At 72.2% G+C, this 12,287-nt stretch carries 11 protein-coding genes; 6 read left to right on the top strand and 5 right to left on the bottom strand.

Annotated features, from left to right (window positions below; all coding sequences use genetic code 11):
* Positions 1–355 precede the first annotated feature (355 nt).
* From ABGB17_RS13550 to ABGB17_RS13535, 4 genes are all read left to right on the top strand, one after another.
* Complete coding sequence (locus ABGB17_RS13550) at positions 356–718, top strand: phosphomannose isomerase type II C-terminal cupin domain (protein WP_347629118.1); 363 nt, start codon at positions 356–358, stop codon at positions 716–718.
* Between the two features lie 155 nt (positions 719–873).
* Positions 874–1,641: an HNH endonuclease family protein gene (locus ABGB17_RS13545; RefSeq protein WP_347629116.1), complete on the top strand. Its 768-nt coding sequence runs from the start codon at positions 874–876 to the stop codon at positions 1,639–1,641.
* 53 nt (positions 1,642–1,694) lie between these two features.
* A complete protein-coding gene (locus ABGB17_RS13540; protein WP_347629114.1) occupies positions 1,695–2,645 on the top strand; it encodes an SPFH domain-containing protein in 951 nt (316 codons plus the stop codon).
* Between the two features lie 76 nt (positions 2,646–2,721).
* Positions 2,722–3,507, top strand: coding sequence for a VOC family protein (locus tag ABGB17_RS13535; protein WP_347629112.1), 786 nt, complete (start codon positions 2,722–2,724; stop codon positions 3,505–3,507).
* A gap of 10 nt (positions 3,508–3,517) precedes the next feature.
* On the opposite strand, the gene ABGB17_RS13530 is transcribed toward ABGB17_RS13535, so the two are convergent.
* Genes ABGB17_RS13530 through aceB form a run of 5 tightly spaced genes read right to left on the bottom strand, consistent with a single transcriptional unit; the run spans position 3,518 to position 9,833 of the window.
* On the bottom strand, positions 3,518–4,255 hold the full coding sequence (locus tag ABGB17_RS13530) for an IclR family transcriptional regulator (RefSeq protein ID WP_347629110.1): 738 nt from the start codon (positions 4,253–4,255) through the stop codon (positions 3,518–3,520).
* Positions 4,252–5,514 carry a heterodisulfide reductase-related iron-sulfur binding cluster gene (locus tag ABGB17_RS13525; protein WP_347629108.1) on the bottom strand — a complete coding sequence of 421 codons (1,263 nt, stop codon included), beginning with the start codon at positions 5,512–5,514 and terminating at the stop codon, positions 4,252–4,254. Before ABGB17_RS13525 ends, ABGB17_RS13530 begins: the two co-directional genes overlap by 4 nt.
* A gap of 5 nt (positions 5,515–5,519) precedes the next feature.
* The gene (locus tag ABGB17_RS13520) at positions 5,520–6,749 is read right to left on the bottom strand and encodes an FAD-binding oxidoreductase (RefSeq protein ID WP_347629106.1); all 1,230 of its coding nucleotides are present in this window, start codon (positions 6,747–6,749) and stop codon (positions 5,520–5,522) included.
* 34 nt (positions 6,750–6,783) lie between these two features.
* A complete protein-coding gene (locus ABGB17_RS13515; RefSeq protein WP_347629104.1) occupies positions 6,784–8,247 on the bottom strand; it encodes an FAD-linked oxidase C-terminal domain-containing protein in 1,464 nt (487 codons plus the stop codon).
* Entirely contained in the window at positions 8,244–9,833 is a 1,590-nt protein-coding gene (gene aceB, locus ABGB17_RS13510; protein ID WP_347629102.1) for a malate synthase A, read from the bottom strand. Before aceB ends, ABGB17_RS13515 begins: the two co-directional genes overlap by 4 nt.
* 172 nt (positions 9,834–10,005) lie before the next feature.
* Here aceB and ABGB17_RS13505 point away from each other — a divergent pair, with 172 nt between their 5' ends.
* The gene (locus ABGB17_RS13505) at positions 10,006–10,704 is read left to right on the top strand and encodes a DUF4097 family beta strand repeat-containing protein (protein ID WP_347629100.1); all 699 of its coding nucleotides are present in this window, start codon (positions 10,006–10,008) and stop codon (positions 10,702–10,704) included.
* Positions 10,705–10,862: 158 nt separating this feature from the next.
* Entirely contained in the window at positions 10,863–12,269 is a 1,407-nt protein-coding gene (gene hflX / locus ABGB17_RS13500; RefSeq protein WP_347629372.1) for a GTPase HflX, read from the top strand.
* Positions 12,270–12,287: the final 18 nt, after the last annotated feature.

Here is a 12,287-nt window from a genome sequence, read left to right as displayed (position 1 = left end):
CGCCCGCACGCCGGCACCGCCCGCACGCCGGCACCGCCCGCACGCCGGCACCGCCCGCACGCCGGCACCGCCCGCACCGCCTGCTCCCTGGCGGTCCGTCCACCCGGACGGGCCGCCAGGGGCGCGGAGGGACGGCCCGGTCCGGTGGAGGGTGCCGGTCCGCTGCATGATGCCGGTCCGGTGGAGGGGTGCACGATTTGGTCGAGGTGTGGGCTGCCTCGATTTGGTCGAGGTGCGGGCTACCTCGATTTGGCCGAGGGGTGGGTTACCTCGTGCTCTTGTGGGATTCTCGGGTTGTTCACCGGGTTGTGGGAGAGTGGGCGGCCTGTTTGTCGCGCGTCAGTGGAGGACAGTAGTGCTGGAGATCGATCGGCTCGGTGCGGTGGTGCGGGACGAGCGTCCGTGGGGGAACTTCGAGCGGTTCACTCACAACGAGACGTCCACCGTCAAGATCATCGAGGTGGCGGCGGGGCAGCGGCTCAGCCTGCAGCGTCACAAGCACCGGGACGAGTTGTGGGTCGCGCTGGACCCCGGGCTGGTGTTCGAGATCGACGGCGAGCGCGTCGAGCCGAACGTCGGGGACCGGGTGCTGATCCACGCCGGGCAGACCCACCGCCTGTCCTCCTCCGGCCCTGCCGCGCGCATCCTGGAGGTGGCCTTCGGCCACTTCGACGAGGACGACATCGAGCGGCTCGACGACGCGTACGGCCGCGCCTGACCCAGAGGCTTCACAGAAACCGGCGCCCGCACGGCGGGTCGCCGGTTTCGTCGTTCCGGGCGTCGTCCACCCATCCCACCTCAGAGGATAAATGAGGGGGTTTGAGGGTAATTGATATACCTATCTATTACTGGTCTTTTACCTGGGGGTGGGCAGTGGGGCGGCGCTGGGTGCGGTGGGTCGCGGCGGGGGGGCTGGTTCTGGGGCTGGTCGGGTGCGCGCCTCTGGACGCCAGTGGGGGAGGGGACGGCGGGCCGCCGGGAGGTGGCGGCGGGGACAAGAAGGCAGGGGACACCGGGGTCAGCCCGCTGGACAACCCGGATGGCACCGAGCCGGGACTCGGGCCCATCAAATCGGACAAGGACCGGGCGGCGGCGGTCAAGGTGATCGAGGAAGTGGGGACGAAGGGGCGGGGGGCCAGGACCGGGTACGACCGGGACGAGTTCGGGTACGCCTGGGCGGACAGCGTCGATGAGGTGCCGTTCGGGCGCAACGGTTGTGACACGCGCAACGACGTGCTGGCGCGGGACGGCAAGGACCTGAAGTACCGGTCGGGGTCGGACTGCGTGCTGGTGTCGATGACGCTGCACGACCCGTACACAGGGACGACGATCGAATGGCGCAAGGAGGACGCCGCCGAGGTGCAGATCGACCACGTCATGCCGCTGTCGTACGACTGGCAGATGGGGGCGTCCCGGTGGAGCAAGGCCAAGAGGATGCAGATCGCCAACGACCCGCTGAACCTCATGCCGGTGGACGGCTCCACCAACTCCTCCAAGGGGGACTCGGGGCCCGCGTCGTGGCTGCCGCCGAACCGGGGGATCCGCTGCGCGTACGTCCTGCGCTTCGCGCAGGTGGCGCTGAAGTATGAACTTCCGGTCACCTCTGCGGACAAGGAGACGATGCTCGCCCAGTGCGCCTGAGCCGTGCTTTAGGATCGGCCGACCGTAAAGCACGAGTAAAAGGCGGAAGTGCGATGAACGCACGCAAGACGGCGGACGGGCAGACGGCGGCCAAGGGGCGGGGACGGCTGTTATTGCGTGCCCTGCTGCTCATCGTCATCGCGATCGTGGTGCTCGGGTTCGTGGCGAGCGGATGCACGAAGGTCAGTACCGCGCCCGACGAGGTGCTCCTGCACTACGCCGGCGGGCCGTTCGAGCCGATCAAGTTCACCAAGTGCATCACCCCCTCCAGCGGCGCCACGTTCCTCGGCCCGGGTGACACTTCGTATTCCTACCCGTTCGGCCAGCGCACGTTCGACTTCTCCGGTTCGGAGGACGCCGAGTCCAAGCCGATCAGCATTGTGTCCAAGGACAACGTGGAGCTCCAGGTGGCGGGCTCGGCGACGTTCACCCTGAACACCAACTGCGCGGTACTGCGCCAGTTCCACGAGCGCATCGGCCTGAAGTACGGCGCCTACTTCGAGGACGAGCGCACCTCGGACGGCTGGCGCCGCATGCTGAACTTCTACTTCAAGCAGCCCCTGGACCGCGCGATGGACGCCGCGTCCCAGGAGTTCGAGTGGAAGAAACTGTTCAACGACCCCAACGCCAAGCAGCAGTGGGAGCAGCGCGTCGGCCAGCTCGCCCGGCAGTTCATCAGGGACGCCGCCGGGGCCGACTACTTCTGCCAGCCCAACTACGCCGGCAGCGGCGACTGCGGCGACGTGGTGCTGACCATCCAGAAGCCCGAGCCCCCGCAGTCCCTGATCGACGCGCTCGCCGCCGAGCAGGCCGCCAAGCAGCAGAACCTCGCCCAGCAGCAGATCAACACCAAGGTGCAGACCGAGCTGGAGTCGATCAAGGAGCTGGTGAAGGTGCTCGGCCCCCAGGGCGCCATCCTCTGGAAGGCCATCCAGGACGGCCGTGTGCAGGTCGTCCCGGTCCCGCAGAACGGGGCGATCAACATCACGCCGCAGCAACGCTGAACCCGGCCGAGGAGGGCCGCCCCCCTGGTGACAGCATGGTCTGAGTGGCCGTCCCCGACATCTAGGGGGGTTCCGGATGCCCCAGCGCACCCAATACCCCGACGGAGCGCCGTGCTGGCCCGAGCTCACCGTTCCCGACCTCGGCGCCGCCACCCGCTTCTACGGCGACGTGTTCGGCTGGACCTTCCACGGTCTCGGCCCGAAGGTGTGGCACTACACGATGTGCTTCCTGGACGGCGTGGCGGTCGCCGGCCTGACCCCGCCGCCCGTCGGCATGGAGGACTGCGCGGCGACGTGGAACATCTACCTCGCCACCTCGCAGGTCGACGCCTCCGCCGTCCGGGTGCAGGCCCACAACGGCGAGGTGGTGGTGCTGCCGACGGACGTGCCGGGGCTCGGGCGGCTCGCCATGGCCGTGGACCGTGAGGGGGCGGGGTTCGGTCTCCTGGAGATGGCCAGGGACGCCGCGCCTCGCATGTACAAGGAGATCGGCGCCATGTGCTGGAACGAGCTGTTCGCCCGCAGCTCCATGATGGCCGACAACTTCTACACCGGCCTGTTCGGCTACGAGGCCGAGCAGGTGGGTGACGGCGTCGATTTCGACTATGTGCTGTGGAAGGTCGGGTCGCAGCCGGTGTGCGGGCGGATGCGGATGAACGACGACTCGGCCATGATGCCCCCGCACTGGAAGAACTACCTGACGGTGGACAGTTGCGCCGCCGCCGAGAAGCGCATCCGGCGCGCCGGCGGCAGCGTGCTGATCGGCACCTACGAGATGCCGCACGGCAAGACCGCCGTGGTGGCCGACCCGTTCGGTGCGATCTTCGCCATCTGCGAGCACCTGCCGGGGCACGTGGACTGACCCGGGGGCGTCAGCGCGACGGCCCGACCTCGCTGCCGAAGGCGCGGGCGATGCCTCTCATGCCCTCGGCGAGGGCCTCCCGGTCCAGCACGTCGATCCGCTCGGCCGGCCCGGACACCGACATCGCGGCCACCACCCGGCTCCCGTCCCGCACCGGGACCGCCAGGCAGTGCACCCCGAGCTCCTCCTCCCCGAGGTCCAGGGCGTACCCCTGGTCCCGAACCAGTTCCAGCTCGGCGAGCAGCGCGTCCGCCGACGTGATCGTGTGCTCGGTGCGGCGCGGCAGACCGGTGCGCCCGAGCACGGCCGCGGCGTCCGGCCGGTCGGCCAGCAGCACCTTGCCGACCGCGGTGCTGTGCGGCAGTACCCGCCGCCCCACCTCGGCGAACATCCGCAGCCGCCGCGGCGAGGCGGCCTGGGCGACGTACACCACGAAGTCGCCCTCCAGCACCGCCAGGTTGGCCGTCTCGCCGGACAGCGCCACCATCTTCTCCAGGTACGGCTGCGCCCACACGCCGATCATGCCCTCGGCGACCCCGCCGAGCCGCACCAGCGCCCCGCCGAGCGCGTACCGCCGGTCGGACTCCTGCCGCACGTACCCCCGCGCCAGCAGCGACCGCAGCAGCCGGTGGATCGTCCCGTACGGCAGCCCGGTGCGCGCCGCGATCTCCGAAAGCCCCGCGGCCCCGCCCCGGTCCGCCAGCGCCTCCAGCACGTCCAGCGCCCGGTCCACGCTCTGCACGGTCATCGCGGGCCGCCGAGCGCGCCGACCGAGGCCAGGCCGCGCAGCGAGGCGTCCAGCACCTCGGCGGTGTGCGCGACCCTGATGTCCTCGCCGCGGCGCCGCATCGCCGCCGCGATCTGCATGGTGCACCCGGGGTTGGCCGACACCAGCAGGTCGGCCCCCACCTCGCGCACCCGGTCGGCCTTGCGGTCGCCGAGCTCCCGGGCGGCCTCCGGCTGGAACAGGTTGTACGTGCCCGCCGACCCGCAGCACATGGACCCCTCGGGGATCTCCTTGACCGTCAGGCCGGGGACGGCGGCGAGCAGCGCCCGCGGCTGGTCGCGCACCCCCTGGGCGTGCGCCAGGTGGCAGGCGTCGTGGTAGGCCACGGTGAGCGGCAGCGGGTGCCGCTCGGCGGCCGGCCCGAGCTCGGCCAGGAACTCGGCGAGGTCGGCGAATCGCAGCGCCCGTGCCCGGTCCGCCCACGCCGGATCGCCGGACAGCAGCTCGGCGTACTCCTTGGTGCTGGACCCGCACCCGGCCGCGTTCACCACCACGGTGCGCACCCCGGTCCGCTCGAACGTCTCGATGGTGCGCCGCGCGAACCGCGCGGCCTCAAGCGGCCGCCCCGAGTGCACCGACAACGCCCCGCAGCAGCCCTGCCCCGGCGGGATCACCACGTCGCAGCCCTCCAGCGCCAGCACCCGCACGGTGGCGGCGTTCACCCCGGGGAAGAACTCGCCCTGCACGCACCCGGTGAGCATCCCGACCGTCGCCCGGCGCCGCCCGCGCGCCGCGACCCGGCGCGGCAGCCGCACCCGCCGCCGCGGCACCGGCGGCGCCAGCTCCGCCATGGCGCCGAGGCGCGCGTCGAGCCGTTCCAGCAGCGGCCGGGCGCGGGCCCGCAGCCCCTGGGTGGCCCGCAGCGGCACCCGCAGCGCCCGCAGCCGCCGAGGGTAGGGGAACAGCCCGAACACCAGCCCGCGGAACACCCGGTCGGCCACGGGGCGCCGCCGCAGGCGCTCCACCTCGGCGCGGGTGGACTCGATCAGCTTGTCGTACCGGACACCCGACGGGCAGGCGGGCACGCAGGCCATGCACCCGAGGCACGCGTCGAAGTGCCCCGCCATCTCCTGCGTCATCGGCGTGCCCTCGACGTGCTGCTTCATCAGGTGGATGCGCCCGCGCGGGGAGTCCATCTCCTCCCCCCACAGGGTGTAGGTGGGGCAGGCGGGCAGGCAGAACCCGCAGTGCACGCAGTCGCCGATCAGCTCGGGATCCATGGATCTCACCCGGCCCTTCCCGCGCCGGGCATCCGCCCGGGCGCCATCCGCCCCTCGGGGTCGAACCGTTCCTTGACCCGCGACATGAGCGTGGCCGACCCCACCGGCCCCCAGCGGTCCAGCGGCTCGGTGCTCCCCTCGGGGGTGCCCCACACGACCAGTCTCCCGCCGTACGCGGCCAGCGCGTCCCGCGCCTCGGACACGAACGCGCCGACGGTCGTGGGGGGCGTCGGCGCGGGCAGCGCGAGCCACAGGGCGGCCGAGGCGGCCGACCCGCGCACCCGTACGGGCAGCCGCCCCGCGGCCCCGGCGACCACGCCGAGCGCGGGCCCGGCGGCGGCGGGCGGCACCCGCAGCTCCAGCAGGTACCCCTCGCCGGGCGGCAGGCCCCACCAGGACGGCGGGGTGCCCGTCGGCGGGGCGGCGGCGCCGAGCAGGTCCCCGGCGGCCGTGGCGCGCTCCTCGGCGGCGGTGCCCTCGATGAGGACGGCCACCGTCGCGGGGCCGTTCACGTCGGGCACGTCGATCTCGACGGCGGACGGTTCGAGTTGTGACCCCGCGATCGCGCCGGCGGCGTCCAGGCGGTGGGCGGCAGGCACGGTGACGGTGACGAACGCCCGGGAGGCGGGCAGCGGGTGCAGCCGGAAGGTCGCCTCGGTGATCACGCCGAGCGTGCCGAGGGACCCGGTGAACAGCTTGCCGATGTCGTACCCCGCGACGTTCTTGACCACCTTGCCCCCGGCACGCGCCACGGTGCCGTCGGCGAGCACGACCGTGATCCCGATGAGCAGGTCGCGCCCGGTGCCGTACCGCAGGCGCCGCGGCCCGGCGGTCCCGGCGGCGAGCACCCCGCCGACGGTGGCCGGCCCCGGCGGCACGTCCAGCGCGAGCTCCTGCCCGGACGCCGCGAGGGCCTGCCCGAGCACGTCGGCCCGCAGCCCGGCCTGCACCCGCACCACCAGGTCGCCCGCCACGTGCTCCACGACCCGGTCCAGGCGCCGGGTGTCGAGCAGCAGCCCGCACCGCTCCGGCGGCCCGCCCCAGCCGATCTTGGTGCGCCCGCCGGACGGCACCACGGCGAGCCCCTGCCGCGCGGCGGCCCGCAGCACGGCCGCCACCTCCTCGGTGGACGCCGGGGAGGCCACCCAGCGCGGCTCCACGCCCGCGACCGCGTCGCCCGGGCCGCCGTCCCGCACCGCGACCCCGGTCGCGGCCAGCGCCGCCCCGGCGTTCACGGTCGTCTCCGTGCGGCGAAGGGGGGAGGGCACATCAGAACAGGTCCGCCTCTCCGGAGGCCACCAGGGGATGGACGCCCTTGCGGAAGCCCGGCGCCTCCCCGCACAGCCGCGGGGTCGGGAAGATCTTGCCCGGGTTGGACAGGTTGCGCGGGTCGAAGGCGCACCGCACGAGCTGCATGGTGTCCAGGTCGTCCGGCCCGAACATCGCGGGCATGTGCTTGGCCTTGTCCACACCCACCCCGTGCTCGCCGGTGATGGACCCGCCGTACGCGACGCACAACCCGAGGATCTCCCCGGACACCCGCTCGGCCCGTTCGCCCGCCCCCTCCTCGGCGTCGTCGAAGAGCACCAGCGGGTGCAGGTTGCCGTCCCCGGCGTGGAAGACGTTCGCCACCCGGATGCCGAACCGCGCGGACAGCTCCTCGATGCCCGCGAGCACCTCGGGCAGCGCGGTGCGCGGCACCACGCCGTCCTGCACGAGGTAGGCCGGGCTGATCCGCCCCACCGCGGCGAACGCCGACCGCCGTCCCCGCCAGATGGCCGCCCGCTCGGCCGGGTCGTCGGCGGTCCGCGTCTCGAACGCCCCGCTGCGCAGGCACAGATCCCGCACCCGGGCGAACTGCTGGGCCACCTCGGCCGCCGGGCCGTCCAGCTCGACGATCAGCACCGCCCCGGCGCCCGCCGGGTAGCCGCACCGCACCGCCGCCTCGGCCGCCTCGATGGCGAGCGCGTCCATCATCTCGATGGCGGCCGGCACGATGCCCGCCGCGATGATCGCGGAAACGGCCGTGCCGCCCGACTCGACGTCGGCGAACGCGGCCAGCAGCGTGGTCACCGATTCCGGTGCCCGGCTCAGCCGTACCGTGATCTTCGTGGCGATGCCGAGGGTGCCCTCGGAGCCGATGAACGCGCCGAGCAGGTCGTACCCGGGGTCCGCGGCGTCCAGCGTCACGATCTCACCCTGCGGGGTGACCATCTCGACGGCCAGCACGTGGTTGACCGTGAAGCCGTACTTCAGGCAGTGCGCGCCGCCGGAGTTCTCCGCGACGTTGCCGCCGATGGAACAGACCTGCTGGCTGGAGGGGTCGGGCGCGTAGTAGTAGCCGTGCGGCCTGGCCGCCTCGGTGATCGCCAGGTTGGTCACGCCCGGCTCCACGACGGCCCGCCGGTTCGGGATGTCGATCTCCAGGATCCGCCGCATGCGCGACATCACGATCAGCACGCCGTCGGTGCGCGGCACCGCCCCGCCGGACAGCCCGGTGCCCGCGCCCCGCGCCACGAACGGCGTGCCGGCCGCGTCGCACTCCCGCACCACGGCCGCCACCTGCTCGGCCGTCTCCGGCAGCACCACGACGGCGGGCGTCGCGCGGTGGTACGTCAGGCCGTCGCACTCGTAGGTGCGCAGCCGCACCGGGTCGGTGATCACCGACCCGGGGCCGAGCAGTCGCAGGAGCCGGGCCGTCAGCCCGGGCAGGGGGGAGGGCGCGGTGGTCATGGCATGCGGGCGTAGGCGGGCAGGGTCAGGAACTCGGCGAAGTCGTCGTCAAGCGCTACCTCCTTGAACAGCTCGGCGGCCTGCTCGAACCGCCCGGCGTCGAACCCGGGCTCCTCGCGCATCGCGGCGAGCTCCTCGGCGATCACCCGCTCCACCAGCTCCCGGGTGACGACCGCACCGGTGTCGGCGAGCCGGATGTCGTTGTGGATCCACTGCCAGATCTGCGAGCGGGAGATCTCGGCGGTCGCGGCGTCCTCCATCAGGTTGTGGATGGCCGCCGCCCCGGTGCCGCCCATCCAGGCGGCCAGGTAGCGCAGCGCCACGTCCACGTTGTTGCGCAACCCCGACTCGGTGATCTCACCGGGTGTCTTGTCCACGGCCAGCAGGTCGGCGGCGCTCACCGAGACGTCCTCACGCAGCCGGTCGAGCTGGTTCGGCCGGTCGCCGAGCACCGCGTCGAACACCTCGCGGCACACCGGCACGAGGTCGGGGTGCGCCACCCACGAGCCGTCGAAGCCGTCGCCGGACTCGCGGGTCTTGTCGGCGCGCACCTTCTCCAGCGCCACCTTGTTGACCTCGGGGTCGCGGCGGGAGGGGATGAACGCCGCCATGCCGCCGATGGCGTGCGCGCCGCGCCGGTGGCAGGTGCGCACCAGCAGCTCGGTGTAGGCCCGCATGAACGGCGCGGTCATGGTGACGGCGTTGCGCTCGGGCAGCAGGAACTCCCGGCCCCGGGTGCGGAACTTCTTGATCACGCTGAACAGGTAGTCCCACCGGCCGGCGTTCAGCCCGGCGGAGTGGTCGCGCAGCTCGTAGAGGATCTCCTCCATCTCGAACGCCGCGGGGTAGGTCTCGATCAGCACGGTGGCCCTGATCGTGCCGTGCGGCACGCCGAGCAGCTCCTGCGCGCGGACGAACACGTCGTTCCAGAGCCGCGCCTCGAGGGAGGACTCCATCTTCGGCAGGTAGTAGTACGGCCCGCGGCCCTTGGCGATCTGCCGGGCGGCGCAGTGGAAGAAGTAGAGCCCGAAGTCGAACAGCGACGCGGAGAACGGCGCGCCGTCCACCAGCACGTGCTTCTCGGTGAGGTGCCAGCCGCGCGGGCGCACCACGATGGTGGCCAGCTCCTCGTCGGGGCGCAGCGCGTAGCTCTTGCCCCCGGTCTCGAAGTCGATGGTGCGGTCGAGCGCGTCACGCAGGTTGAGCTGGCCGTTGACGACGTTCTCCCACAGAGGGGAGTTGGCGTCCTCGAAGTCGGCGAGCCAGACCTTGGCCCCGGAGTTGAGTGCGTTGACGGTCATCTTGCGGTCCACCGGGCCGGTGATCTCGACCCGCCGGTCCACCAGGCCGGGCGCGGGCGGGGCGGCACGCCACGAGTCGTCCTCGCGGATGTGCGCGGTCTCGGCGGGGAAGTCCAGGGTGCCGCCCGCGGACAGCTCGGCCTGGCGGGTCCGGCGGGCGTCCAGCAGCTCGCGGCGGCGGCCGTCGAACTCCCGTTGCAGGGCCGCGGCGAAGCCCAGGGCCTCCGGCGTGAGGATCTGGTCGAAACGGTCGAGCATGGGGCCCTTGATGTCGACGCCGTCCATGGGCTTCCCTTCTGCTTTCCACAATATGGAAATTCTGTTCTGAATCGCGGAATCGACGCTACTTCATGGCTGTCTCAGGGGTCAACGCGGGTTCCGGCAGGGGTCGGGCCAGGGTCCGTCTCGGGGCCTTCCCCGATGGTCCGGCGGCCACGCGGAACGGCATTCTCACAGCATGACCAAGACGAAGACGGTGATCGCCGCGGGTGCGGTGCTGTGCGCAGGGATCATGCTGACCGGCTGCGGGTTGCGGACCATCGCCTCGCCCACCAAGGAACAGACCAAGGCCTACGACGTGGGCGGCGCCGTGGCGGCGATCGACGTGGAAAGCGGCTCGGGGGCCATCGTGGTCGTCGGGAGCGGCCGCACCGGCATCCGGGTGACCGAGAGCATGCACTGGAAGGGGGAGCAGCCCAAGACCAAGCACCCCATGGACGGGGACACGCTGAAGCTCTCCTACGACTGCGAGCCGGACGACTGGAACTGCGGCGTGGACTACCGCGTGGAACTGCCCGCCGGGACGCGGGTGAAGGTGAAGACCGGCTCGGGGGACATCACCCTGCGCGCCCTCGGCGGCGAGGTGCGGGCCACCACGGGCTCGGGGGAGATCGACGCCAACGACCTGTCCGGCAAGCACGCCGTCGCCGAGACCGGTTCGGGCGACGTCGAACTGCGCTTCACCGTGGTGCCGGACGACGTGCAGGTGAGCACCGGCTCGGGCACCGGGGTCGTCCGGGTGCCGGCCGGGAACTACAACGTGACCACGAACACCGGGTCCGGCGACAAGACGGTGGGCGTCGCCGCCGACGCCTCCTCGCCCCACCGCATCATCGTGAAGACCGGCTCGGGGGACGCCAAGGTTCTCAAGGCCTGACCCGCGACGAGGGAAAACCAGGGTGATAAGGAGATGATTCCGCCGGTCCGGCGTGGCACCATCGGGGAAGACACCATGTGTCGCCAGTGTTGAACTGTGTGACAGCGGTGAACCCAACGAGCGCCGAGGAGCGCGACATAACCACGAAGACGACATTCATGCAGAACGAGCCCTACGAGACCCTCGCCAACGGCGACTACGAACTCGAGGAGCGCCAGGCGCTCCGCCGGGTGGCCGGGCTCTCCACCGAGCTCCAGGACGTCACCGAGGTCGAGTACCGGCAGCTTCGCCTGGAACGCGTCGTACTCGTCGGAGTGTGGACCACCGGCACCGTGATCGACGCCGAGAACTCCCTGCAGGAGCTGAAGCTCCTCGCCGAGACGGCCGGGTCGGTGGTCCTGGAGGGCGTCATCCAGCGCCGCCAGCGTCCCGACACCGCCACCTACATCGGCTCCGGCAAGGCCGCCGAGCTGCGCGACATCGTGATCGCCAACGGTGCCGACACCGTGATCTGCGACGGCGAGCTGACCCCCGGGCAGTTGCGGCAGCTCGAGGAGGTCGTGAAGGTCAAGGTCATCGACCGCACGGCCCTCATCCTCGACATCTTCGCCCAGCACGCCAAGAGCCGCGAGGGCAAGGCCCAGGTCGAGCTGGCCCAGCTCAGCTACCTGCTGCCGCGGCTGCGCGGCTGGGGCGGCAACCTGTCGCGCCAGGTCGGCGGCCGCGCCGCCGGCGGCGTCGGCATCGGCGGCCGCGGCCCCGGTGAGACGAAGATCGAGCTGGACCGGCGGCGCATCCGCGAGCGCATGGCCAAGCTGCGGCGCCAGATCGGCGGCATGTCGATCGCCCGCGAGACCAAGCGCTCGTGGCGCCACGCCCGCGAGGTGCCGTCGGTGGCCATCGCCGGATACACCAACGCCGGCAAGTCGTCGCTGCTCAACCGCCTGACCGGTGCCGGGGTGCTGGTGGAGGACGCCCTGTTCGCCACCCTCGACCCGACCGTGCGCCAGGCCCGCACGCCCGACGGCCGGCGGTTCACGCTGACCGACACCGTCGGGTTCGTCCGGCACCTGCCGCACCAGCTCGTCGAGGCGTTCCGCTCCACGCTGGAGGAGGTCGGCGACGCCGACCTGATCCTCCACGTCGTGGACGGCTCCCACCCCGACCCCGAGTCCCAGATCGCCGCGGTACGCGAGGTGATCGCCGACATCGAGGGCGGCAGGGGCATCCCCGAGATCGTCGTGGTCAACAAGGCCGACGCGGCCGACCCCGTCGTGCTGGCCCGGCTCCAGATGCGGGAGCGGCACAGCGTGGTGGTGTCCGCGCGCACCGGCGCCGGCATCGCCGAGCTGATCGAGGTCATCCAGCGGGAGCTGCCGCGGCTTGACCACGAGGTGCGGCTGCTGGTGCCGTACGACCGGGGCGACCTGGTCGCGCGGGCCCACGAGGAGGGCGAGGTGCTGTCGGTGGACCACACCGGCGACGGCACCGTGCTGCACGCCCGGGTCCCCGCGGTGCTGTACGCCGAGCTGGAGCGGGTCGCCAAGCCCGTCGAGACGGTCTGAGCCGTCTGAAAGCATTGG

This window comes from Sphaerisporangium sp. B11E5 (genome assembly GCF_039871875.1).
GTDB lineage: Bacteria > Actinomycetota > Actinomycetes > Streptosporangiales > Streptosporangiaceae > Sphaerisporangium.
This window is presented reverse-complemented; position numbering and strand designations above follow the sequence as displayed.